This window comes from Arthrobacter sp. SlRoot2-15 (assembly GCF_059739345.1).
Genome location: NZ_AP046058.1, coordinates 1334471 through 1359193, shown reverse-complemented (window position 1 = coordinate 1359193; position 24723 = coordinate 1334471). Strand labels below are relative to the sequence as shown.

At 69.6% G+C, this 24723-nt stretch carries 19 protein-coding genes; 7 read left to right on the top strand and 12 right to left on the bottom strand.

All coding sequences use genetic code 11. The features are described from left to right. Window positions 1-114: 114 nt before the first annotated feature. The 3 genes from AC6I9V_RS06115 (at window position 115) to AC6I9V_RS06105 (ending at window position 4331) form a co-directional block, all read left to right on the top strand. Entirely contained in the window at window positions 115-792 is a 678-nt protein-coding gene (locus tag AC6I9V_RS06115; RefSeq protein ID WP_497898712.1) for an NADPH-dependent F420 reductase, read from the top strand. A 141-nt stretch (window positions 793-933) separates the two neighbouring features. Further along, a complete protein-coding gene (gene ppc / locus AC6I9V_RS06110) occupies window positions 934-3753 on the top strand; it encodes a phosphoenolpyruvate carboxylase (RefSeq protein WP_497898711.1) in 2820 nt (939 codons plus the stop codon). A gap of 272 nt (window positions 3754-4025) precedes the next feature. After that, window positions 4026-4331: a hypothetical protein gene (locus AC6I9V_RS06105; RefSeq protein ID WP_349413643.1), complete on the top strand. Its 306-nt coding sequence runs from the start codon at window positions 4026-4028 to the stop codon at window positions 4329-4331. A 10-nt stretch (window positions 4332-4341) separates the two neighbouring features. On the opposite strand, the gene AC6I9V_RS06100 is transcribed toward AC6I9V_RS06105, so the two are convergent. Both AC6I9V_RS06100 and AC6I9V_RS06095 read right to left on the bottom strand, forming a co-directional pair. Further along, a complete protein-coding gene (locus AC6I9V_RS06100) occupies window positions 4342-4986 on the bottom strand; it encodes a DedA family protein (protein WP_349413644.1) in 645 nt (214 codons plus the stop codon). A gap of 80 nt (window positions 4987-5066) precedes the next feature. Then, window positions 5067-6026, bottom strand: a complete 960-nt coding sequence (locus tag AC6I9V_RS06095; RefSeq protein ID WP_497900269.1) for an RluA family pseudouridine synthase — start codon at window positions 6024-6026, stop codon at window positions 5067-5069. A gap of 155 nt (window positions 6027-6181) precedes the next feature. Here AC6I9V_RS06095 and AC6I9V_RS06090 point away from each other — a divergent pair, with 155 nt between their 5' ends. Both AC6I9V_RS06090 and AC6I9V_RS06085 read left to right on the top strand, forming a co-directional pair. Continuing rightward, the gene (locus AC6I9V_RS06090; RefSeq protein ID WP_497898710.1) at window positions 6182-6841 is read left to right on the top strand and encodes a helix-turn-helix domain-containing protein; all 660 of its coding nucleotides are present in this window, start codon (window positions 6182-6184) and stop codon (window positions 6839-6841) included. Further along, the gene (locus tag AC6I9V_RS06085) at window positions 6834-7526 is read left to right on the top strand and encodes an SRPBCC family protein (protein WP_497898709.1); all 693 of its coding nucleotides are present in this window, start codon (window positions 6834-6836) and stop codon (window positions 7524-7526) included. The genes AC6I9V_RS06090 and AC6I9V_RS06085 overlap by 8 nt, the downstream gene beginning before the upstream one ends. 142 nt (window positions 7527-7668) lie before the next feature. On the opposite strand, the gene yczR is transcribed toward AC6I9V_RS06085, so the two are convergent. Further along, entirely contained in the window at window positions 7669-9201 is a 1533-nt protein-coding gene (gene yczR, locus AC6I9V_RS06080) for a MocR-like transcription factor YczR (RefSeq protein ID WP_497898708.1), read from the bottom strand. Between the two features lie 61 nt (window positions 9202-9262). On the opposite strand from yczR, the gene yczE reads away from it, so the two are divergent. Next, the gene (yczE, locus tag AC6I9V_RS06075; RefSeq protein WP_497898707.1) at window positions 9263-9910 is read left to right on the top strand and encodes a membrane protein YczE; all 648 of its coding nucleotides are present in this window, start codon (window positions 9263-9265) and stop codon (window positions 9908-9910) included. 45 nt (window positions 9911-9955) lie between these two features. Here yczE and AC6I9V_RS06070 read toward each other — a convergent pair whose 3' ends face one another. From AC6I9V_RS06070 to AC6I9V_RS06035, 8 genes are all read right to left on the bottom strand, one after another. After that, entirely contained in the window at window positions 9956-10801 is an 846-nt protein-coding gene (locus tag AC6I9V_RS06070) for a DNA-formamidopyrimidine glycosylase family protein (RefSeq protein ID WP_497898706.1), read from the bottom strand. Then, the gene (locus AC6I9V_RS06065) at window positions 10794-15815 is read right to left on the bottom strand and encodes a DNA glycosylase AlkZ-like family protein (protein WP_497898705.1); all 5022 of its coding nucleotides are present in this window, start codon (window positions 15813-15815) and stop codon (window positions 10794-10796) included. Before AC6I9V_RS06065 ends, AC6I9V_RS06070 begins: the two co-directional genes overlap by 8 nt. 72 nt (window positions 15816-15887) lie before the next feature. Next, the gene (locus AC6I9V_RS06060) at window positions 15888-16529 is read right to left on the bottom strand and encodes a DUF4232 domain-containing protein (protein ID WP_497898704.1); all 642 of its coding nucleotides are present in this window, start codon (window positions 16527-16529) and stop codon (window positions 15888-15890) included. A 131-nt stretch (window positions 16530-16660) separates the two neighbouring features. Continuing rightward, window positions 16661-17470, bottom strand: coding sequence for a YcnI family copper-binding membrane protein (locus AC6I9V_RS06055; protein WP_497900268.1), 810 nt, complete (start codon window positions 17468-17470; stop codon window positions 16661-16663). A 120-nt stretch (window positions 17471-17590) separates the two neighbouring features. After that, on the bottom strand, window positions 17591-18226 hold the full coding sequence (locus tag AC6I9V_RS06050) for a hypothetical protein (protein WP_497898703.1): 636 nt from the start codon (window positions 18224-18226) through the stop codon (window positions 17591-17593). Window positions 18227-18566: 340 nt separating this feature from the next. Further along, window positions 18567-20996, bottom strand: coding sequence for a phosphoenolpyruvate synthase (gene ppsA, locus AC6I9V_RS06045; protein WP_497898702.1), 2430 nt, complete (start codon window positions 20994-20996; stop codon window positions 18567-18569). A 150-nt stretch (window positions 20997-21146) separates the two neighbouring features. Continuing rightward, window positions 21147-21965, bottom strand: a complete 819-nt coding sequence (locus AC6I9V_RS06040; protein ID WP_497898701.1) for a pyruvate, water dikinase regulatory protein — start codon at window positions 21963-21965, stop codon at window positions 21147-21149. A gap of 419 nt (window positions 21966-22384) precedes the next feature. After that, window positions 22385-22825, bottom strand: a complete 441-nt coding sequence (locus AC6I9V_RS06035; protein ID WP_497898700.1) for a VOC family protein — start codon at window positions 22823-22825, stop codon at window positions 22385-22387. A 195-nt stretch (window positions 22826-23020) separates the two neighbouring features. Between AC6I9V_RS06035 and AC6I9V_RS06030 the strand changes: the two genes are divergently transcribed. Continuing rightward, a complete protein-coding gene (locus AC6I9V_RS06030; RefSeq protein WP_146335827.1) occupies window positions 23021-23167 on the top strand; it encodes a lmo0937 family membrane protein in 147 nt (48 codons plus the stop codon). A 32-nt stretch (window positions 23168-23199) separates the two neighbouring features. Here AC6I9V_RS06030 and phnE read toward each other — a convergent pair whose 3' ends face one another. Continuing rightward, window positions 23200-24723 (bottom strand): phosphonate ABC transporter, permease protein PhnE, encoded by a 1524-nt coding sequence (phnE, locus tag AC6I9V_RS06025; RefSeq protein ID WP_497898699.1) that lies wholly within the window; start codon window positions 24721-24723, stop codon window positions 23200-23202.

Genomic DNA, 24723 nt, shown 5'->3' with positions numbered 1-24723 from the left:
GCCGGTATGGCCCTCGGTTGCCGTAGACAGTTCTGTCTGATAGCGTCTCGTGCAGCAGTAGACGGACTTGTCTACTCTGCGAAAACTCGAGAACCCTTCCTGAATGAGGTCCCCATGAAAATTGCAGTCTTTGGCACCGGCATGGTCGGCCCCACCGTCGCAGGCGCCCTGGCCGCACTCGGCCACGACGTCGTCGTCGGAACCCGCGATCCGCAGGCCACGCTGGCCCGCACCGAGGCCGGGCCGACGGGCGTGCCGTTCGCCCAGTGGCACGCGGAGCACGGCGACATCCCCGTGGCCACCTTCGCCGACGCCGCAGCCGGCAGCGAGCTCGTGGTCAACGCCACCAACGGCACCGGTTCGCTGGACGCGCTTACCGCCGCCGGCGCCGCCAACCTGGCCGGCAAGGTCATCATGGACATCGCGAACCCGCTCGACTTCTCCCAGGGCTTCCCGCCGTCGCTGAACCCGGTCAACACGGACAGCCTGGCCGAGCAGCTCCAGCGGGCCTTCCCGGACGCGCGCGTGGTCAAGACCCTCAACACCATGAACGCCACCGTCATGGTGGACCCGTCCAGCGTGGCCGCCGGGGACCACTCGGTGTTTGTCTCCGGCAACGACGCGGACGCCAAATCGGTGGTTGCCGGCCTGCTGGCGGACCTCGGCCACCGCGACATCATCGACCTGGGCGACATCACCACGGCCCGCGGCACGGAAATGCTCCTGCCGATCTGGCTGCGGCTGTGGGGCGCCTTCGGGAACGCGGACTTCAACTTCAAGATTGCCCGCTAGGCCCCGCAGGGTCCGGACACTATCTGAGACGGATTCCCGGGCGGGCCGTGAGCCGGGTAACATCCCATGGGTACAAGTAACCCGGCTCACAGTATCCAGCGCAGTGTACGAGCCACGTCGAACCCTCGAAAGATAGTTTCCATGGCTGACACTGCATTCACTTCCGGCACGGATCTGGCCTCCGAACTGCGCGCCGACGTCCGCCGGGTGTCCACCCTCCTCGGCGAATCCCTGGTCCGCCAGCACGGGCCCGAGCTCCTGGACCTCGTGGAGCAGGTGCGCCTGCTGACCAAGGAGTCCAAGGAAGCCGCCCGCGGCGGCGCCGACGCCACCGGGCCGTGGAGCTCGTACGACGTCGTCGCCCAGGTCCGCGAGCTGCTCGGCTCCCTGCCGCTGGAGCAGGCGACCGACCTGGTCCGCGCGTTCGCCTTCTACTTCCACCTGGCCAACGCCGCCGAGCAGGTCCACCGGGTCCGCGGGCTGCGCACCCGGCAGGAGAAGGACGGCTGGCTCGCCAAGGCCGTCGAGGAGATCGCGGCACAGGCCGGATCCGCCGTGCTGCAGGACGTCGTCAACGAACTCGACGTCCGGCCCATCTTCACGGCCCACCCCACCGAGGCCTCCCGCCGTTCGGTGCTGGACAAGGTCCGCCGGCTCTCCGACGTGCTGGCCGAACCCACCCTTGAGGGCACCTCGGCCCGCCGCCGCCAGGACCGCCAGCTGGCCGAGGTGATCGACCAGATGTGGCAGACGGATGAACTCCGCCAGGTCCGGCCCACCCCGGTGGATGAGGCCCGCAACGCCATCTACTACCTCACCGGAATCCTCGGCGACGCCATGCCGGAGATGCTCTCGGACCTCTCCGAGCTACTCGGCGAGCACGGCGTCACCCTGCCGGTCACCAAGGCGCCGATCCGTTTCGGCTCCTGGATCGGCGGCGACCGGGACGGCAACCCCAACGTCACGGCCTCCGTCACGCGCGAAATCCTGCAGATCCAGAACCAGCACGCGATCCGGATCAGCATCGGCCTGATCGACGGGCTGATCTCCATCCTGTCCAACTCGACCGCGCTGGCCGGGGCGGACCAGGCGCTGCTGGACTCGATCGACGTCGACCTGCGGAACCTGCCCGGCCTGGACCGCCGCGTCCTGGAGCTCAACGCGCAAGAGCCCTACCGGCTCAAACTCACCTGCATCAAGGCCAAGCTGCTCAACACCGGCCGCCGGGTCGCCGCCGGCGCGGCCCACGAGCCGGGCCGTGACTATGCCGCCACCGCGGAGCTGCTCGCCGAACTCGGCCTGTTGGAAGTTTCGCTGCGGAACCACCACGCCGGTCTCGCCGCCGACGGCGCCCTGGCCCGGGTCCGCCGCGCCCTCGCCTCCTTTGGCCTGCACCTGGCCACCCTGGACATCCGCGAACATGCCGACCACCACCACGACGCCGTCGGGCAACTGATGGACCGGCTCGGCGGACCCGGAGTCCGGTACGCCGAGCTCAGCCGCGCCGAGCGGCTCGAGGTGCTGGGCTCCGAGCTGGCCTCCCGCCGGCCGCTCTCCGGCCACCCGATCAAGCTCGACGGCGTCGCCGACGGCACCTACGACGTGTTCCGCGAGATCCGCCGCGCCCTGCGCGCCTACGGCCCGGACGTGATCGAGACCTACATCATCTCCATGACCCGCGGCGCGGACGACGTCCTGGCCGCGGCCGTGCTGGCCCGCGAGGCCGGGCTGGTGAGCCTCTTCGGCGAGGCGCCGTACGCGAAAATCGGGTTCGCCCCGCTGCTGGAGACCGTCGAGGAGCTCCGCGCCTCGGCCGAGATCGTGGACGCGCTGCTCTCCGACTCCTCCTACCGCGAGCTGGTCCGGCTGCGCGGGGACGTGCAGGAGATCATGCTCGGTTACTCGGACTCCAACAAGGAATCCGGCGTGATGACGAGCCAGTGGGAGATCCACAAGACGCAGCGGAAGCTGCGCGACGTCGCGGCCAAGCACGGTGTGCGGGTGCGGCTTTTCCACGGCCGTGGCGGTTCTGTGGGCCGCGGCGGCGGTCCGACCTACGACGCGATCATGGCCCAGCCCAACGGTGTGCTCGAAGGTGAAATCAAGTTCACCGAACAGGGCGAGGTCATCTCGGATAAGTATTCGCTGCCCGAGCTTGCCCGCGAGAACCTGGAGCTGTCCCTCGCGGCGGTGCTGCAGGGCTCGGCGCTGCACCGCGCCCCGCGCACCTCAGAGGACCAGCGCGAGCGCTACGGCCACGTCATGGAGACCATCTCCGACGCCGCGTTCGCCCGCTACCGGACCCTGATCGACGACCCGGACCTGCCGGCCTACTTTATGGCCTCGACCCCGGTGGAGCAGCTGGGTTCGCTGAACATCGGCTCCCGGCCGTCCAAGCGCCCCGACTCCGGGGCAGGACTCGAGGGCCTGCGCGCCATCCCGTGGGTGTTCGGCTGGACCCAGTCGCGGCAGATCGTGCCGGGCTGGTTCGGCGTCGGTTCCGGGCTGAAGGCGGCGCGGGAGGCCGGCCACTCGGCCCAGCTGGTGGAGATGATGGACGGCTGGCACTTCTTCCGCTCGGTGCTTTCCAACGTGGAAATGACGCTGGCCAAGACGGACATGGACATTGCCGGCTACTACGTCTCCACCCTGGTCCCGGAGGAACTGCACCACCTGTTCCGGGCCATCCGCGCCGAGTACGAGCTGACCGTCGCCGAGATCCAGAACCTCACGGGCGAGGACCTGCTGCTCGACGCGCAGCCGACGCTCAAGCGCTCGCTGGAAATCCGGGACCAGTACCTCGACCCGATCAGCTACCTCCAGGTGGAACTGCTCCGCCGGGTCCGTGCCGAGGCCGCGGCCGGGGAGGGCATGCCCAACGCCGAAATCGACGAGCGGCTGCAGCGCGCCATGCTGATCACCGTCAACGGCGTCGCGGCCGGCCTGCGCAACACCGGATAATCCTCCCCGGCGATCCTCCCTCAGGTGTGGCGCGTGTTTTCCGGATGCTCCCGCAGGTGTGGCGGGTGTTTTCCGGATGCTCCCGCAGGTGTGGCTGGGTTTTTCAGGATGCTCCCGCACGTGTGGCTGGGTTTTCTAGGATGCTCCCGCAGGTGTGGCGGGAGGGTCGGTGGGAATGCTGCCGAAGCTGCGGGAGGGTTGGTAGGAAAGCTGCCGGAGCTGCGGGAGGGTTGGGTGGGAATGTTGCCGGAGCTGGCGGCTAGGGTTGTTCCATGCCGTCGTTCCAGACCAGACTCAAAATCACCGGGCTCAAGCCGGGCAACCCGCCGGAGGCCGTGATGGCGGCGGCCGTCGAGGCGCTCGGGACGCGGCACCACGTGGAGGCCAACCAGCTCGAGCTCGCCGGCGGGGTCCCGCAGCTGAACCTGCGCTTCCTGGTCGATGCCACCGCCTACGCCACCGAGAACAGCCAGGCGCTGGAGTCGGCCGCCATGATGCGCGACGCCGTCGAACGCGTGGCGGTGACGGGGAACCTGACCGTGCTGCGGCGCAACCGGGGCCGCTGGGCACCGGTGTAGAAGCGCCGGTCTAGAAGTCCAGCTCCTCGTCCGGGTCCGACGCTGCGGAGCCGGGCTCGACGACGGGGGAGCGGCTGCCCCGGCGGCGCGTGACCACGAGTCCGACGGCGGCGCCGATCGCCAGGCCGACGCCCACCCCGATCAGCGAGCTCGCCCAGAACGGCAGGCGGGTGGCGGAACCCGTGACGTAGCCCAGCCCCACGGACCAGACTGCCCAGAGAATGCCGCCCAAGGCTGCGCAGAAGCTGAAGCCGCGGGTGGACACGTTGGCGATGCCCGCCGCGGCAGTGGTGGCCAGCCGGCCGCCGGGGATGAAGCGGATCCCGATGATGGCCCCGTAAGTGGACGAGCGGCCTGCTTTGGCGATGGCCAGGTGCACCGCGCTGTGGAACTTGCGGCCCCAGCTCCACCGGTCCAGCACATGGCTGAGGCGGCGCTTGAACAGCTGGAAGACCATCAGGTCGCCGAGCCAGGAGGCCAGCGCGGCGAGGGTGGCCACGAGGAACACGTTCGCGCGGCCGTCAGCCGACAGTGCTCCGGCGGTGATCACCACCATTTCGGAGGGTACCGGCGGGAAGATGGCGTCGCCGAGGACAACGGGGATGATCCAGAAATAGATCGCGGATCCCCAGGTGTCCGCATTGGCCAGGTCCATGGGCACAAGGTACCCCATATGAGGCCGTCCGGCGGGGTGCCCGCGGCGCCCGGGGTGGGTTCCGGCCGGTGCCGTGCGGCTTAGCGGGCCTCGGAGAGCTCGAGCCGGCTGCGGTACTCCACCGGGCTGCCGGTGATGGGGTCAATAAAGCGGATGCCGCGCGCCAGGAGTTGGAGGGGTTTCGCGTAGTCGTCCGGTGCCTTGTCCAGCAGTTCGGGGTAAAACGCATCGTTCAAAATCCGGAGTCCCAGCGAGGCCATGTGCACCCGGAGCTGGTGGGTCTTCCCCGAGTGCGGCTCCAGTCGGTACAGCGCCCGGCGCGGGGTGCCGGCGTCGGGGGTATCGGGGGTGCCGGGGGCCGGCGCGGCGAAGGTCCGGAGCCGCTCGATCCGGGTTTCGGCGTTCGGTTCGCCGTCAATGACTTCGGCGAGCAGGTAGCTGCGGGACTTCGTCATGCGGTTCCGCACCACCACGGGGAAGTCGACGGCGGGATGCCCCGGCGCGGGCACCGCGGCGGACACGCACTCGTATTCCTTCTGGACCTGGCGCTTCTCGAAGAGGACCTGGTACTTCCCGCGGGTGTCGGGGTTCGTGGAGAGCAGCAGAATGCCGGCCGTCATGCGGTCCAGGCGGTGCATCGGGATCAGGTCCGGCAGCCCCAGCTGGTTCCGCAGGCGCACCAAGGCCGATTCCTGGATGTACGTGCCGCCCGGAGTGGTGGGCAGGAAGTGCGGCTTGTCCACCACCAGCAGGTGCTCGTCCTGGTGCAGGATGGTCAGCTCCACCGGGATCCGGGTCTCCGGCGGCAGCGAGCGGTAGTACCAGATGAAAGTGTGGCGCTGCAGCGGAGTGGTCCGGTCCAGCGGGATGCCGGCCTCGCCCACAATCTCGCCGGCGTCGAACCGGTCCTCAATGCCCTGCGGGTCGATGTGGCCCCAGCGGTGCATCATGTAGTCCATCGCGGTCTCCCACGGCCCCTCGTCCGGCAGACGCAGGCGGGTCGCGTTCACGCCGTCGCGCACGGGCAGGGGGGATTGCATCACCGGTCCATTCTACTTTGCCCGCCCCCCACCGTTTCCACGGTTCCGTGCCCGCTCGACGCTTCGAAGCGTCGAACCTGCAGGCAGCCATCGAACCGGTTCCGACGAGAAAAAAGTTCTTGACAATAAAAACTGTCGGTGGGCACACTGGGAGCATGTTGGACATCGAAGTGATTGAGGACCCGGCCGCCGCGGAGGCATCCCTGGACCCGATCCGGACGCGGATCCTGCGGGAACTGGCCGAGCCCGGTTCCGCCACCCAGCTCGCCGCGAAGGTTGGCCTGCCGCGGCAGAAGGTGAACTACCACCTGAAGGCCCTCGAGCGGCACGGACTGGTCGAGCTCGTCGAGGAGCGGCGGCGCGGCAACGTTACCGAGCGTATCCTGCGCGCGACGGCGGCGTCGTACCTGATTTCGCCGGCGGCGCTGGCGTCCGTAGCCCCGGACCCGCACCGGTTTTCGGACCGTTTCTCCGCGTTCTGGATGCTGGCGCTCGCGGCCCGCATGGTCCAGGAGCTGGGCCAGCTGATCGCCGGCGCGGCCGCGGCGAAACAAAAACTCGCCACCTTCGCGATCGACGGCGAGGTCACGTTCCGGTCCGCGGCCGACAGGGCAGCCTTCGCCGAGGAACTCGGCGTCGCCGTGACCCGTCTGGTGGACAAGTACCACGACGGCGGCGGCGCAGTCCCGTCCGGCAGCCCGGCTGCACCGCAGGCCCGGGCGGCGGGGCGCCGGCACCGGCTCGTTGTCGCCCTTCACCCGGCCCTGAAGACCCCATCGCAATCCCCCCAATCCAAGGAGCAGGACCATGACTGACAAGCGCGAATTCGAGATCGTCTACGACACCGAACTGCCCGGCACCCCCGAACAGGTGTGGGAGGCGGTCACCAAGGACACCCCGGCCTGGATGTTCCCGACGGACCAGTGGCCGGCCGTGAAGACCGTGGAGGAGCGCCCCTCGCACCTGGTCTCCCGGTTGGAGGGCCCGGACGGCTGGTTCAACCAGCTCGAGCATGTCCTCGAACCGCTCGACGGCGGCCGGGCGCGGCTGCACTATGTCCACAGCGGCATTTTCACGGACGACTGGGGCGGGCAATACGACGGCGCCAGAAAGCACACCGCCTTCTACCTCCACACCCTGGGCCAGTACCTGGCGCACTTCAACGGCCGGCCCGTGGTCTTCACCGATGTCCAGGCACCGGCCGCCTCGCAGGCCCCCGACGGCTTCGACCGGCTCAAGCAGGCCCTCGGCGTGGCCGGCTCGGCGCAGGGGGACGAAGTGGAACTGGACGTCGACGGCGTCGGGCATCTGTCCGCCGAAGTGGATTTCGCCAACGAGAACTTCCTCGGGCTGCGGACGGCGGACACGATGTACCGCTTCTTCGGGCGCAACGCCTTCGCGGCGCCGGTGGGCATGACCGTGCACGACTTCAGCGGCCGCGAGGACGCCGGCGCGACGTCGGACGCCTGGGCCGGGTTCCTGGCGCGGGTCTACGCGTAGGCCCGCGCTGCCCCGCTGCGCCGTTGCCCCGCTGCGCCGTTGCCCCGCTGCGCCGTTTCGACGGTTCCGTGCCCGTTCGATGTGTCCGCGCGTCGAATGGGCACGGAACCGTCGAAACGGGCCCGGGGAGGCCGCGCGGGCCTCAGGCGATGGCCGCGGCAGGCGGCGCGGGGAGGTTCCGGCGCAGCTGGGGGGAGCGCTCCAGCCGGCCCTGGGCCGCGCGCAGAGCCAGCACCGCGGACTCCAGCTTCTCCGGGGGCAGGGTGAACGGCAGGCGCAGATAGTGCTCGAAGGCGCCCCCGACGCCGAACCTGGGTCCCGCGGCGAGCCGGATCCCGAAGTCCGGGGCGAGCACCGCGAGTGCGGTGCTGACCGGCGCCGGCAGCCGGCACCAGACGGACAGGCCGCCGTCGGGCCGTTCCGGCTCCCAATCCGGAAGGTGCCCGCGGACCAGGTCCAGCAGGACCTCCCGGTTCCCGCGCAGCGCCGCGAGCCGGGCGGGCAGCGGTTCGGCGAGGTCGCTGACCAAGTGCGCGGCGGCGAGCTGTTCCACCACCGGGCCGCCGAGGTCAAGGGTGGTGCGGGCGGCGGCGAAGCGCCGGATCAGGGGCTCGCTTGCCCGGATCCAACCGGTCCGCAGCCCCGCCCAGTGGGATTTGCTGAGGGACCCGAGGGACACCACCGCCGGGCTGAACGCGGCCATGGGGGTGGAGCGAAGGCCGTCCAGGTTCAGCTCGCGGAGCGTCTCGTCGGCCACCAGCACGGTGCCCGACGCCGCGGCCGCCGCCACGAGGCGACGCCGCTGGGCATCGGGCATTAGCCGGCCGGTGGGGTTGTGGAAGTCCGGCACCACATAGGCCACTGCCGGCCGCTGCTGCAGCAGGGCCGACTCCATCGCCTCCAGATCCCAGCCGGCGTCCCCGGGCGCCGGGCCAGCGGGCACGGCGGAACCTGCGGGGGCGCCGGCCCGGGCCGCCGCAGGCATGGCCACCGTCACCGTGCGGCAGCCCGCCGCCCGGATTGCGTCGAGGGCGTTCGGGTAGCTCGGATTTTCCACGAGCACCTTTTCGGACCGGCCGGCGAGGGTCCGGAGCACGATGTTCAGGGCGTGCTGCGCCCCGGACGTGACCAGGATCTGCCCGGCCGTGGTGGGTACCCCGGCCGCCGTGTAGTGGGCCGCGATTGCCTCCCGAAGCGGCCCCACGCCGAGCGCGTCGTAGCCGAAACCCGGCAGCAGGGCGGGCAGTTCCGTCAGTGCGGCGTCAAAGGCGCGGTGTACCACCTCGCCGCTCGCGGGCAGCGAAGCGTAGGCCAGGTCCACGATCCCGTCGGGAACCGCCAGGCCAGGGGCGCCGCTGAGCCGCAGGCCGCCGTCGTTCACTCCGGCGTGGACCGGACTGTTGCGGGGGATGCAGCTGCGGCTCCGGCTGCCCTGGCCGGTGCTGAGGAAGCCCTGCTCGCGCAACAGGGCATAGGCGGCGGTCACCGTGGTGCGGCTGATGCCCAGGGCCGCGGCCAGCGCCCGCTCGCTGGGCAGGGCGACGTCGAGCGCGACGCGGCCGTCCAGGATGAGCAGGCGCACGACGTCGGCCAGCTCGCGGTACGCGGGGGAGGCGCCGACGTTCCATCCGCCCAGCAGACGGATCAGCGAACTCGGATTCAGGGAACCGGACATAGGGCCAGTATTTCAAACTGGCTATGGATTGCAAGGCCAGTTGTCCGGGAGGATGGTGGTCATGATGACGCGCAGACTCCTCCAGCTCCTGATCGGCCTTGCCTTGTACGGCGTATCACTGGCCATGGTCATCAGGGCAAGCCTGGGGACGGCGCCGTGGGACGTCTTCCATCAGGGACTGGCGGGACGGACCGGGCTGAGCCTGGGCACGGTGGTGATCATTGTCAGCTTCCTGGTGCTGCTGCTCTGGATTCCGCTTCGGCAGTGGCCCGGGGTCGGGACCGTCTGCAACGCCGTGCTGGTGGGCGTCTTCGCCGACGTCGGACTGGCGCTGATCCCGAGGTTTGAGCACCTGGGCGGCCAGGCCGGGCTCCTGGTCGGGGCCGTGCTGCTCAACGGCGTGGCCTCGGCCATGTACATCGGTGCGCGCCTCGGGCCGGGGGCGCGGGACGGTCTGATGACCGGCCTCGCCCGCCGCACAGGGTGGCCGGTGCGCGGCGCGCGGACCGGCATCGAGGTGGTGGTGCTGGGAGCGGGCTGGCTGCTGGGCGGCTCCGTGGGCGTGGGCACCGTGCTCTACGCCTTGGCGATCGGCCCCCTGGTGCAGCTGCTGCTGCCGCGGTTCACCGTGCCGGAAGTCAAGTCAGCCGGTGAAGCCCGGGCCGAAGCGGAGGCCGCCGCGGCCGGGGCATCGACACCGGCGTCGTAGGGTCAGCCCCGGAATTACACCGCCACGAAATCACACCGCCCGGCGTCAATCCGGCGAGACGCCCGGCAGCGGCTGGCAGGTCGGGCAGTAGTAGATGTCGCGCTCCTCTGCCCCGGTGTCCTTGGCGAGGACCCCGCGGCGGATGGGGGTGCGGCACTTAAGGCAGGGCTGGTGCTCGCGCCGGTACACCCAGTACCCGGGCCGTCCGGCCGTCCGGCCCACCGGCACGCCGCGCGCGTTCAGCACCGTGACACGGCGGCCCTGGCCCAGGTTCGCCGTGAGCAGGACCTTCGCGTCGGTGATCATCGCCGCCAGGTCCGGCACCGCGGAGACCGGCGTCGCAGGGTGCACCCCGGAGAGGAAGCACGCCTCGCAGCGGTAGATGTTGCCGATGCCGGCCAGGTTGCGCTGGTCCAGGAGGGCCACGCCGATCGGCACCTCGGGCGCCGCGAGCAGGCGACGCTCGGCTTCGGCCATGTCCCAGTCCGGGCCCAGCAGATCCGGCCCGAGATGGCCCACGACGGCGGCCTCTTCGGCGGTCGGAATGACCTCCAGCAGCCCGAGCGAGAACCCGACGGCGTCCGCCGACGCCGTCCGCAGCACGCAGCGGGCGGTGAAGCCCGGCTTGCGCCAGCGCCCGCCGGAGGGATAAATCTGCCAGGTTCCCTCCATCTTCAGGTGCGAGTGGATGGTGAGCCGGTCCTTGGGCGCCGGGCCGGCCACGCGCATCAGCAGGTGCTTGCCGCGCGGGACCACCTCCTCCACGGTCCAGCCGCCCAGCTTGAGGGTGGCGAAACGGGGCACCCGGAAGTCGGAGCCGAGCAGCTCCTTGCCCGCCAGCGCGGCGTGCAGCTGCGCGGCGGCACGGAAGACGGAGTCGCCCTCAGGCACGGATCCTCAGTCCCTTCGGGGTGGAGTAGGCGCCGGCCTGGGCCAGGGCGGCGGCGACGGGCGTGTCCAGGATGCCGTGGCCGTTGACCTTTTCCATGATCAGCTTGTCGATGGCGCCGCGCGTCACCACGCCGACGAGGGCGGCCCCGGCGGCGGCCAGGGTGTCGGCGTCGGCGCTGAACGCCAGCAGGGTCTTGCCGCCGCGTTCCACATACAGGACCAGCGCGCCGTCGACCAGCACCACGAGGGCGCCGGCCTTCCGGCCGGGGCGGTGGCCGGTGCCCGCTTCCACGTCGAGGGCCGGCCAGGGCAGCGCCGCGCCGTAGGGGTTCGCCGGGTCGGTGGCGGCGAGGGCCAGGGCGACCGGCTCGGCCTTGTGCACTTGGGCGTCCTCGACGTAAGAGCGCAGCCGGTCCACCGTGGCCGGCACCGCGAACTGGGCCGCGCCGAGGTGTTCGATGAAGTAGCCGCGGCGGCAGCGTCCGGCCTCCTCGAGCCGGGCCAGCACCTTGTACATCAGGCCGAAGCCGCCCAGGATGTTCTCCGCCATCACCGAACCCCGGGTGACCACGCCGTACCGGTCCAGCAGGAGTTCCGCGGTGGCCCGCGCATGGATGGTGGCGTCGAGCTCGGGGGCGGGCAGCGCGGACCAGCGTCCGGCGGCCAGTGGGGGCGTGGCGGCCGCGCCGGCGGCGGAGCCGTAGCGGCCGCCGGTGAGCCCGGGCGAGCCGAGCAGTCCGGTCCCGTGGGCACGGCCCAGCCGGCTGAGCCTGGGCGCCCGGGCACGCGGGGCCCGGCCGACCTGCCGGTGCGCGGTGTGGCCGCCGGCGATCAGGGCGCGGACCGGGGCGAAGGTGTCGCCGGTGATCCGACCGGCCCAAGCCAGGTCCCAGAGCGCGGACACGACGTCCTGGTCGCTGAGCACCGTGTCCATCCCGCCGGCGATGTCGGTCAGCTGCCGGAAGAAGTAGCCGCCGCCGTTGTCCCGCAGATGGGCCAGCAGCCGCTGCTGCGCGTCGCCGGGCACGAAGTCCGGTGCGGGGTTCAGCGTCAGTTCGGCGGAATCGGCCAAGTGCAGGCTCACCCAGCCGTCATTGCCGGGCAGCGAGCCCGCCCCGGACCAGAGGACCTCGCCGGCGGCCATAAGCTCGTCCAGCATGGCTGGCTGGTAGTTGGAGACGCGGCTGGCCAGGACCAGCGGTTCCCAGGCGGACGCCGGAATCGGCACACCGGAAAGCTGATCGACGGCGGTGATGATGCCGTCCAGCCCTCGCAGCGCCGACTGGCCCCGGCCGCCCGGCGTCCGCACGTGCTGCCAGGCGGGCAGGAACCGCCCGTACGCGGCGTTGTCTACGGGTTCGACCTCGGCCCGCAGGGCGGCGAGTGAACGACGCCGGAGCTTGCGGAGGACCTCGGCGTCGCACCATTCGCTGGCACCCGCGGCGGGCAGAACAGACGCAGCGGCCGCCGGGGCGGCTGCCGGGTCCACACGTTCCGCGGCCTCCGCCGTTTCCGGCGGCGCGGCATGCGGCCGGAACTCACCTTCGACTACGCGCCCGTCCGCGGCCAGCCGTTTCAGTGCCGTGCCGACGACGGCGACGCCGAGTCCCAGCCGGACGGCCGCCTCAGCGGCGGTGAAGGGCCCGTGCGTGCGGGCGTAGCGTGAGACCAGGTCACCCAGCGGGTCCGCGACGGGTTCGATGAATGCGAGCGGCACACCCATCGGCAGCGGGACACCCAGGGCGTCGCGCAGCCTCGCGGCGTCCTCCACCGCGGCGAAGCGTTCCACGCCGCCGATGTTGACCTTGATCGCTCGGTTGGCCCGCAGCAGCGCGGCCAGATGGGCTGCGGCGTCGGCGGCTTCGGCACCGGGTACCTCAGGCCATGCGGGCACCTCCGGTTCGGGCCCGGCGTCGGGCGCTCCGGCCGCCGCTGCCTCACCCTCCGCGTCCCCTTCCGCCTGCAGCCGGGCGGCGACTTCCTCGGGGGTGAGCGGGCCCAGCAGCCGGAGCAGGTCGGCCACGCCCTCCAGCCCGCGCATCCTCCGGTCCGGGGCAAGGCGCTGCAGTTCCAGTTCGGTGGCCTCGATGATCTTCGCGTCGAGCAGTTCGCGCAGCTCCACCCGGCCCAGCAGTTCATTGAGCAGTGTCGAATCCAGGGCGAGTGCGGCGGCACGGCGCTCGGCCAGCGGTGAATCGCCCTCGTACAGGAACTGCGCCACGTAGCCAAAGAGCAGGGACTTGGCGAACGGCGAGGGCTGTTGTGTGGTGGTCTGCAGGATCCGCAGTTCGCGCCGCTCGATCGAGGCCGCGATGTCCTTCAGGGCCGGAAGGTCGTAGACGTCCTGCAGGCACTCGCGCACGGTCTCGAGCACAATCGGAAAGGTCGGGTACTTCCGGGCGACGTCCAGCAGCTGGGCCGAGCGCTGGCGCTGCTGCCACAGCGGCTGGCGCTTTCCGGGGGTCTGCCGGGGCAGCAGCAGGGCCCGGGCCGCGCACTCCCGGAAACGGGAGGCAAACAGTGCGCTGCCGCCGACCTCCGCGGTGACAATCTGTTCAAGCTCCTCGGGCTCGAACAGGAACAGTTCGGCGCCGGGCGGTTCGTCCTCCATCATCGGCACGCGCAGCACGATCCCGTCGTCGGCGGCCATCGCGGAGCCGTCCATGCCGTAGCGCTGCTGCAGCCGCTGGCCGACGGCGAGGGCCCACGGCGCGTGCACCGGCATGCCGAAGGGGCTGTGCAGCACCACCCGCCAGTCGCCGAGCTCGTCGTGGAACCGCTCCACCACCAGGGTCGTGTCGCTCGGGACCACCTCGGTGGCGAGCTTCTGCTCGGCGAGGTACTGGATCAGGTTGTTGGCGGCGAAGTCGTCCAGGCCGGTGGCCTTGCAGCGCTCGGTGGCCGGGCCGGCGTCGGACGCCGAGAGTTCGCGCATGAACGCGCCAAGGGCCCGGCCCAGGTCCACCGGCCGGCCGAGCGAGTCACCCCGCCAGAACGGCAACTTGCCGGGCTGGCCGAAGGCGGGGGAGACGAGGACGCGGTCGTGCGTGATGTCCTCGATTTTCCAGCTGGTCGCGCCGAGGGCGAAGATGTCCCCGACCCGGGATTCGTAGACCATCTCCTCGTCGAGCTCGCCCACCCGGCGGCCGCCCTTGGCCGTGGACGCCTGGCTGGCGGGCTTCCCGTCCGCGGAGCCGCCGGCGGAACCGGTGCCCTCCACCTCGGTGCCGATGATGTACACCCCGAACATGCCGCGGTCCGGGATGGTGCCGCCGGACGTCACGGCCAGCCGCTGCGAGCCCGGGCGGCCCTCGATGGTTCCGGCATTGCGGTCCCAAACGATCCTGGGCCGCAGTTCGGCGAATTCGTCCGAGGGGTAGCGCCCGGCGAGCAAGTCCAGGGTCGCCTCAAAGGCGGAGCGCGGGAGCGCGGCGAAAGGGGCAGAGCGGCGGACAGTCGCGAACCATTCCTCGACGTCGATCGAGCCGAGGGCGGTCGCGGCGACGGTCTGCTGCGCGAGGATGTCCAGCGGGTTGGCCGGGACGTAGAGCCGCTCGATCTTGCCGTCCAGCATGCGCTCCACGGTGATGGCCGTGTGGACCAGGTCCGCCCGGTGCTTGGGGAAGAGTACGCCCTGGGAGACTTCGCCGACCTGGTGGCCGGCGCGGCCCACCCGCTGCAGCCCGCTGGCCACCGAGGGCGGGGACTCGACCTGCACCACGAGGTCCACGGCGCCCATGTCGATGCCGAGTTCCAGCGAGGAGGTGGCCACGACGCAGCGCAGCCGGCCGGATTTCAGGTCATCCTCGATCATGGCCCGCTGGTCCTTGGACACGGATCCATGGTGGGCCCGGGCCAAGACCGGGTCCGCGCCCGCGGTGCTGCCGGCCTGGGCCATCATGTGTGCCGGCGTCGCGGTCGACGTGGGCGTGACATCGATGAAGTCGGGAGCCGCGCCTCCGACCTCGTCCCAGCCGCCGCCGGCGGCCAGCAGCTGGCGCTCGGCGTAAATTTCGTTGAGCCGGGCGGTGAGCCGTTCGGCCAGCCGGCGGGAATTCGCGAACACGATCGTGGACTGGTTGGCCAGCACCAGGTCCACGATCTTTTCCTCGACGTGCGGCCAGATCGAGGCGTGCGGCTGAAGACCGGAGGCCGGCCCGGAGTCGAAAGCCCCCGCGGCGCCCTGGAGGTCGGACATGTCCTCGACCGGCACGGAAACTGTCAGGTCCCAGGTCTTCTTCGACGGCGGTGCCACGATTTCCACCGGGGCGGAGCCCGCGAGGAACTGCGCCACGAGTTCCTTGGGCTCGACCGTCGCGGAGAGGCCGATCCGCTGGGCAGGCTTTGGAAGCAGGGCATCGAGGCGTTCCAGCGAGACGGCCAGGTGCGCGCCGCGCTTGGTGCCGGCGACGGCGTGGACCTCGTCCACGATGATGGTGTCCACCTCGTCCAGGGTCTCCCGCGCCTTCGAGGTGAGCATCAGGAAGAGGGATTCGGGCGTGGTGATGAGGATGTCCGGCGGGTGGCTCAGCAGCGAGCGGCGGTCCGCGGCCGTCGTGTCCCCGGAACGGACGCCCACGGTGATCAGCGGCGCGGGCAGGTCGAGGCGCTTGGCGGTCTGGGTGATGCCGATCAGCGGGGCGCGGAGGTTGCGTTCGACGTCGACGCCGAGGGCCTTGAGCGGGGAGATGTACAGTACCCGGGTTTTCCGCTTCGGTGCCTTCCGCCGGACGGCCTTCCCGGCAGCGGGGTCCAGGCCGGGCAGCTCCGGCGGTTCCCCGGGTGCGGAGACCAGGAGCCGGTCAAGAGCCCAGAGGAAGGCGGCGAGGGTCTTGCCGGAACCGGTCGGGGCCACCACGAGGGCATGTGCACCGGATGAAATGGCGTTCCAGGCGCCGTTCTGAGCCGGGGTGGGCGCGGAAAAGGCGCCCAGGAACCACTCCCGGGTCGGCCGGCTGAACCGGTCCATGGCAACGGCTGCGAGTGTGCCGCCGGCGAGTCCCTGCCCCTTCATTCCTCCATCATGCCTTAAGGCACCGACAGCATTTGGCGGTGCCTTAAGGCATGATGCGCGATCAGGCGGACGCTACTTCGCGGTGAAGGCCCCGATGGCCAGCAGGTTGATGCCCGCTTCGCTGCACGCGTCCTTGGGCGCGGTGAGGAACAGCGACGCGGTGTCCTCCGGCGGGTAGACGCGGAATCCTGCGGCCGGCGTGCGGGTGCAGTCCTGGTAGTTGCCGGCCTGGGTGTAGCGCAGGGTGGCGCTGCCGGCCTTCCCCGGGGCGAGCAGCACGTCGGCTACGGGGGTGGAGTCGTCGCGTGTGGCAGCGGCACCGATCGGACCGCCCTCGGCGTTCGCGGTGAGGGAGACCCCGGCGAAGCCTTTCAGCAGGCACGGTTCCGTACCGGAGTTGGTCAGGACCAGCTGCATGTAGACGCTTCCGGCAGCGCCGCCGCCCTTGTCATCGAGGCTGGCCGTGAGGTTGGCGGCCTTGCAAAGGGCAGGACCGGCCGTTGCGGCGGCCGAGGGGGAAGCGGCAGCCCCGCCGGACGCCTTCGGGGCCGGGCTGGCGGTAGGGGTCTGGCTGGACGGGGATGGCGACGCCGGTGCAGGCGTCGCGGCGCCCTGGGACTGGCTCTGGCCACAGCCGCTGAGCAGCATCGCCGCGGCGGCCGCCGCCGTCACCGAAGTAATTACCAGTTTGTGTTTCATCTGCTGAGGCCTCATGGCTCAACTTTTATGGTGCGCGGACGGCAGAGTCAACGACGCCACGACAGAGGGCGCGGATTGACGCCCGGATTGTGATTTCCGGGCGCCAACCCGGGCCCCGTGTCGGTGCAGGTTACTTTGGTGCCGGGCTACTCGGGGCGGGCCGGGGCGGCAGGGACCCGCGCGGGGGCGGGCCTGCGGCTCCGGGCCAGCGCGAGCCCGCCCAAGCCGAGGCCGCCGACGCCGGCGACCAGTCCCGCCCAGCTGCGCAGCTGGCCGCCGTCGTCGGTTACCGTGGTGGCCTGGGCCGCTCCGGCGGCGGAGTCCGCGTGCCCGGCACCGTGGCCGTCCGTTGCGGCACCGTGCCCGTCGGCTGCCGGGGCGCCGGCCGTCACGGTCAGTGACGGCGCCGGGGACTTCAAGGCGTGGGCGTCCTGGCCCTCGACCGGAACCTGCGACCAGTCGACCTGGCCCGTTTCGCAGGTCTGGAGGGTCGGGAAGTACAGCGTCTTTCCGGCAGCCTCCGGGAGCTTGACCGAGAGCACCAACGAGTCGCGGAGCTCCGGGCTCAAGGGCGCCTTGGCGGTGTAGACGATCTGGCTGGTCCGCTTGGTGATGGCCGTGCCGTCGGCCAGCTTCTTGGGCTCGGCCAGCTGCTCCGTGACCTTGGCGGCGGTCCAGTTGGGGTTCACGTTGGGCTGCGCATCGTTGAGTTCGGGCGGCAGCGTGATGGTCACCTTGGTGGTGCCGGAGGTCTCGCAGCCATGCGGGATGGCGAAGGTCAGCAGGGCGGGGGAGCCTGAGGTGGTCTGGTCCGGGGAGACCCCGACGTGCGCTGAGGCGCCGCCGACGCCGGCGAGCATCAGGGCCGCGGTGCCACCGGCGACGGCGGTAACGGACAGGGCGCGGCGGAGGGTGGAGGTGTGCGTGGTGGATTTGGGCTGGGTGGATTTGGGCATTGCAGTCGTCAAAACGGGTGCCTTTCAGGCGTGCGCGCGGCACTCGGGCGGCGCGCGGAAATGGGGGAGGCGCGGCGGGGCCCAGGTTCTTGGGCACGACCGGCCGCAGCCGGAAAAAGGTTAGGTGAGGACGACGACGGCGGGCGGCCCGCGGCGGCACTCGCGCCGGACGTTGCGCCAGGGAAGCGGCAGGGACTCCGCGGGGCACAGGGGCAGGGCGCGCAGGGCGACGGGACGCGGTGTTACCGGGGACGGGAGCTGGACGAGCGGCCGGAGCCACGCCGCGAGCTGCCACAACGCGTCCTCGCCGCGGGCCAGGAGCAGGGCACAGACGAGCGTCGCGAGCGCGTGGCCGGCGAACATGGTTAGTGCGAGGGCCGAGTCCAGGGCGTGGGACTGAAGATGCCCGGCCAAAGGGACTAAAAGCGGTACCCCGCCGTCGTGGTGCCCGGGGGCCCCGATGGGGCCGGCGCCGGTCGCGGCGCCGGCTATCGGTGTGCTGAACGCCGCGAAGGCTTCGTGCAGCACCACCTGCCCGGCGCCCAGCAGGCCCGTCATGGCGGGAACGTTCAGTTTCAGCCGGGTGGCCGCGGTCGATACCAGCCCGGTGAGGGCAAGGAACGCGGCCAGGATGGCGGGGGCGGGAAGCTGGCCGCCGCCGACGACGTGCGCAGCCGCGGCGAGGACCACAATCATCGTGGAGACCATGGCTGCACGGAGCGAATGGAAAGGCGTCCGGGCGTGTGACGTGCGCACGGAGTCCTCCTTCACGGCTCGACGCTGGCAGCGGTATGCCCCAATTCTACCGGCTGTCGAAGGATGCCCGGCGGGCTAGGGCGGGTTGCGGTACGGAATCGGTCCTGCGCTACGCAAATGGATTCGCGCTACGGAAACGGCTGTGGGCTGCGGGAAGGGTCCGGCGCTGCGGGGATCCGCGTCGCGCCTGTCGTTTCGCGCAGCGTCCGTCCGGAAGCGTAGCGAAAACGAGCCCGCGCCCGGCGCAGCATCGAGCAGCTCAAGCGGCCTGCCAGAAAGGCGGCACCCCGGTCCGAAGACCGGGGTGCCGCCCGTTCCTACAAATGCCGTCCGGCCGGGATCAGTTGACTGCGGCCCCGGCGGTTGCGGCGTCGTTGACATCGTCGCTCGCATCGTTGCCTGCCCCGGCGAGCCGGATCCAGGTGTCCACCACGGTGTCGGGGTTCAGCGAGACGGAGTCGATGCCTTCCCCGACCAGCCACTCGGCGAAGTCCGGGTGGTCGCTCGGGCCCTGGCCGCAGATACCCACGTACTTGCCGCGCGCCTTGCAGGCCGTGATGGCCATGCTCAGGAGCTTCTTGACGGCAAGGTTGCGCTCGTCGAAGCTGCCGGCGACGATCGCGGAGTCCCGGTCCAGGCCCAGGGTCAGCTGGGTCATGTCGTTGGAGCCGATGGAGAAGCCGTCGAAGTAGTCCAGGAACTCGTCCGCCAGCAGCGCGTTGGACGGGATCTCACACATCATGATCACCTCGAGGCCGTTCTCGCCGCGACGCAGCCCGTTCTCCGCGAGCAGGTCGATGACGCCGCTGGCTTCGTCCAGGGTGCGCACGAACGGGATCATCAGCTTGACGTTGGTCAGGCCCATCTCGTTGCGGACGAAGGACAGGGCTTCGCACTCCAGGTCGAAGCAGTCCCGGAAGGACGGCTCGAGGTACCGCGAGGCGCCGCGGAAGCCGATCATCGGGTTCTCTTCGTGCGGCTCGTAGGCCGGACCGCCGAGCAGGTTGGCGTACTCGTTGGACTTGAAGTCGGACATCCGCACAATCACCGGCTCCGGCGCGAACGCCGCGGCGAGGGTGGCCACACCTTCGGCCAGGCGCTTGATGTAGAAGTCGCGCGGGCTGTCGTAGGCGGCGATCCGCTCCCGGATTTCGGCCAGGATGTCCGCGGGCTGCTCGTCCAGGTTCAGCAGCGCCTTGGGGTGGATGCCGATCTGCCGGTTGATGATGAATTCCAGCCGCGCCAGGCCCACACCGTGGTTGGGCAGCTGCGCGAAGGTGAAGGCCTGCTCCGGGGTGCCGACGTTCATCATGACCTTGACCGGGGCCTCGGGCAGCTGGGTGATCTCGGTTTCCTCAACGCTAAAGTCCAGGAGCCCCTCGTAGATGACGCCGGTCTCGCCGTCGGCGCAGGAGACCGTCACGTCGAGTCCGTCGGTGAGGGCCTCCGTTGCGTCGCCGGTGCCGACGACGGCGGGAATCCCCAGTTCGCGGGCGATAATGGCCGCGTGGCAGGTGCGTCCCCCGCGGTTGGTCACGATCGCGGAGGCGCGCTTCATGATCGGTTCCCAGTCCGGGTCGGTCATGTCCGCGACCAGGACGTCGCCGGTCTTGAAGGCGGCCATCTGGTCGATCGCGGTCAGGATGCGGACGCTGCCGGCGCCGATGCGCTGGCCGATGGCGCGGCCCTCCACCAGGACCTTGCCGGACCCGTTCAGGCGGAAGCGGCTCAGGCTGCCGGAGGCCCGGCGGGACTGCACGGTCTCCGGGCGTGCCTGCAGGATGTACAGGCCGCCGTCGATCCCGTCCTTGCCCCATTCGATGTCCATCGGGCGGCCGTAGTGCTTTTCGATGGCGACGGCGTGCCGGGCGAGCTGCTCGACGTCGTCGTCGGTGAGGCTGAAGCGGTTCCGCAGCGAGGCCTCCACCGGGACGAAGTCGATGGTGTGGCCGATTTCGCGGTTGCTGGTGTACGTCATCTGGAGGGCCTTCTCGCCCAGCCCGCGCTTGAGGATCGCCGGGCGGCCTGCCTCGAGGGCCGGCTTGTAGACGTAGAACTCGTCCGGGTTGACGGCGCCCTGGACCACAGCCTCGCCCAGGCCGTAGGAGGAGGTCACGAAGACGGCGTCCTTGAACCCGGATTCGGTATCCATGGTGAACATCACGCCGGAGGCGCCGACGTCGGAACGCACCATACGCTGCACGCCGGCCGAGAGTGCCACCTCGGCGTGCTCGAACTTGTGGTGCACGCGGTAGGCGATGGCCCGGTCGTTGTAGAGGGACGCGAAGACGTCCTTGATGGCAATGAGGATGTTCTCGATGCCGCGGACGTTCAGGAAGGTTTCCTGCTGGCCGGCGAAGGAGGCGTCGGGGAGGTCTTCGGCCGTCGCGCTGGAGCGGACGGCCCAGGAGAGGTCATCGGAGCCGCCGTGCTTGTCCACCAGCTTCTGGTAGGAGTCGCGGAGCTGCGCCTCGAAGTCCGGCAGGAAAGGGGTCTCGCGCATCAGGGTGCGGATTTCCTGGCCCGCGGCGGCCAGGGCGGTGACGTCGTCGGTGTCCAGGCCCACCAGCCGGTCGGCAATCTTCTGGTCGAGGCCGGAGTCGGCTAGGAAGCTGCGGTAGGCGTCCGCGGTCGTGGCGAAGCCGTCGGGAACCTGGACGCCGGCAGACGTCAGGTTCTGCACCATCTCGCCGAGGGAGGCGTTCTTGCCGCCCACCCGGTCCAGGTCCTTGAGGCCGAGTTCTGAGAACCACAGGATGTCCGTCGTCATGGTTGCTGCTCCTTTGCAGATGGTGGCATACGCTAACGCCGCCCCTCGCGGGCGGCCGCCGGTTTATGGGCGCAAGTCCTGTCCACAGTGACAGGTCGGCGCGGGGGTTTCCACACGATGTGGCCCACGCAACACTTGTGAAGTGTGGCCTCAGTGCTTGAGGTTCATCTTCTGGAGGATGGTGGCCGCCATTTCCTCGACGGAGACGCTGGCCGAATTGAGGTAGGGGATCCCGTGCGAGACGTAGAGCCGCTCGGCACTGCGCAACTCGAAGCCGCACTGCCGCAGGGACGCGTAGGGCGATCCACGGCGGCGTTCGGTGCGGACCTGGCTCAGGCGCAGGGGGTTGGTGGTGAGGCCGAAACACTTGGAAACAAAGGGCCGCAGCGGCTTGGGGAGTCCTTCGCGTTCAAAGTCCTCATCCACCAGCGGAAAATTGGCGGCGAAGATGCCGTGCTGCAGGGCCAGGTACATGGTGGTGGGCGTCTTGCCGCAGCGGGACGGGGCTACCAGGATGACCTGCGCCTTTTCGAGCGCCCGCAGGCTTTGGCCGTCGTCGTGCTCCATGGCGTATTCGACGGCGGCCATCCGGGACTGGTAGCGGGCGGCGTTGCCCAGCCCGTGGGCGCGGCCGGGTTCCCCGCTGGCTTCGGACCCCAGTGCCTGCTCGAGTTGGCCGACGTGGGTGCCGATCAGATCCACGATGATCCCCTTGCAGGTGCCCAGGGTCTGGCGGATGTCGCTGCCGACGGCGGTGGAGAAGACGATGGGCTGCAGGCCGGTGGCGGCCAGGTTGTCGATCACCCGGACGACGGCGCGTGCCTGGTCGACGGTGGTGATGAAGGGGACCGTGATGCGGTCAAAATCGTTCTCCGGGAACTGCGTGAGCAGGGTGTTGCCGAGCGTTTCCGCGGTGATGCCCGTGCTGTCCGAAAGGAAGTAGACCGGGCGGGGAGCGTCATTGGTCATGAACGCATTGTGCACCAACGGGGGCAGCGCGGTCTTTCCGTGACGCCGCCGGCGGGCGCCGGGTGACGGCCGGACGCCTCAGGACACCGGCGAGATCCGAGTGTTTGACCGCCCAGTGCTGGCATGCGTTGTGAGCGCGGCCGGCTAGGCCTTTCTAGCGTGAAGTGACTCATCACAGAGCTTCACAGGTTGCGGGAAATTCAGATCAACATGACTACCCATTGCCTGTCAAAGCTACGCTGATTAGCCTGAGCATGGGATCTGGTCCGGGCATCTTTCTGGGGAGAGACCATTTCGGTGTTCCGAGCGAGCCGGATTCCGCAAAAGGCTGGCTCCATGGTCTCAAAACGATGGAGCCAGCTGCGGAAATCATCGGCCCCGCGGTGTGCCGGATCTGCCGACCCGGGGGCCGGCACGGCTCAGTCAATCCGCTCGGCCAGCGCCACGATAATTCCCTCCGGGCCGCGCACGTAGGCCATCCGCCAGGCATGCTCATACCGGCCAATGCCGCCGACCAGCCCGTACCCCTTCGCGGCCAGCCGGTCGATGTGGGCCTCAAGATCGTCGACCTCGAAGGCCAGGCTGCGCAGCCCGAGTTCGTTGGCCATGGCGGCGGGCGATCCAGGGACGGCATTCGGCCGGACGAAGCTGGAAAGCTCCACGCCGGTGCCGCCGTCGGGGGTTCGCAGCATAACGATCTCAGTGCGGGAATTCGGAATGGCGATGACAGTGTCGATGAAATCACCCTCGACGAAGGTCCGGCCCTCCACCTCGAGCCCGAGTCCGACGAAGAACGCCGTCACCCGGTCGAGGTCCTGGACGGTGACGCCGACGTGGTCGAACCGCATGATGCGTGCCATGGGCAACACCTCCAAATGATCGTTTCCGTGTGGCCCGGGGCGGCCCTACGGCGAACTTTACGGCTGTTTAGGGAGGTGTGGAAGGCTGCTGAACCGGTCGGGAGACGACTGTTTCCTTGCCTCCGGCCCCTGGAGGTACGAAGATGGGCGCAGAACCAGCTTTTCCATCCGCAAACAAACTATAGGGAGATTCACATGTTGCTTTGGATAGCCATCATCATCGCCGTCCTCTGGCTTCTCGGCTTGCTCGGCAACATCGGCGGCGGGTTCATTCACCTGCTTCTGGTCATCGCCGTGGTTGTCCTGATTTTCCACTTCCTCCGCGGCAGGACCCGCACGTAAAGACGGATCCGACCCAATCCGGATTCCGAACTTCAGGAGGTAAGGACCTTCCGGATCCAGATGGCGAGGGCCTCGATAAACAGCACCAGCCCGATCACCAACAGCGCCATGGTGAAGACAACGTTATACCGGCTCAACTGCGCGGCCTCGAACATAACCTGGCCAACCCCGCCTGCCCCGACTACGGCCAGCACGGTTGCTGCACGGATATTCCCGTCCATGGCGTAGAAAACGTGCCCCACGACGGCGGGAGCGGCCTGCGTGAACGTGGCTGAGACGTAGGTCTGCATCCGGGAAGCGCCAGTTGCCCGGATGGCGCGTTCGGGGCCAGGGTCAACCTCCTCTATCGAGTCCGCGAGGAGTTTGCCGAGCAGGCCCACCGTCCCAATTCCCAGTGCCAGTGCGGCGGCAGCCCCACCGAGGCCAGTCATGAGGATCAGGACGATTGCCAAAATGAGTTCCGGGATCCCGCGGACCACGAGCAATAGGAGTCGTGCGCCGCGCCGGACGCCTTCGCCCGGGGCAACGTTGCTTGCGGCGTAGGATCCAATCACGATCGAGAGGAAGACGCCGATCGAGGTCCCGGCAAGAGCGATCGCGATCGTCTGACCCAGCATGGCCAGGATCTGTGGCCACGTGTAGTCGCCGGTCGAGAGCGAGAAAAAAGAGGCCAGCCGCTGCGGAAGGACGGTCCAGACGGTCAGGAGATCGCCCCACGCGGGGGCAGCAATTACGACCGCGCCGACGACGGCAGCAGCTGCCGTCCATCCGAGCGCTGGACCGGACCAACGCCGGCGCATCCTTGATCGATCGCCGTGAAGGATCATGCGCCGAATGGATGAGGAAAGCACCTCCATCGCCATGCACAGCGCAAAAATAACGACGGCTACAGCCATGGCCCGTTGGTAGTCGAGCCGCTGAATGCTTGCCGAGAGTTCGTAGCCGAGGCCGGGCATCCCCACGTATCCAAGGATGGCCGAGGCGCGCAGATTGATGTCCTGGCGGTGGAGTATCGTGGCCACCCATGACGGGGCCACCTGGGGGAGTACGCCGGAAACGAACTCTTGGGTTTTCGTGCCGCCCGCGGCCCGGATAGCTATGCGCGGACCGTTGTCGATTTGTTCGATCGCGTCGGCGAAGAGTTTACCCACCATGCCCACGGAGTGCAGGCCAAGAGCCAGGATGCCCGGGAGTGAGCCGAGACTGAACATGGTGGCAAGCACAATGATGAGAATGAGTTCGGGGAAGGCGCGGGCAAGCACTGTGACGCTCCGCGCGAACCAGCGCAGCGCGGGGTGCGGGCTGGTGTTGCGCGCCGCCCAGTACGCTATGGGCACAGACAGCACGGCAGACAAAGCCGTCCCGCAGACTACTATCGCCAAGGTCAGGAAGGTCAGACGGAGGAGCTCTTCAGGATGGGAGAAGTCGAGCGGTAGCATCCGGGCGAAGAAGCGCTCAGCGGCGGGGGCCGCCCGAGTGAGCCGGGTGGCGCTGAAGTCCAGCAGTTGGAACGAACCGATCGCAGCGAGCACCAGCGCGACGAGAATGATGGTCAC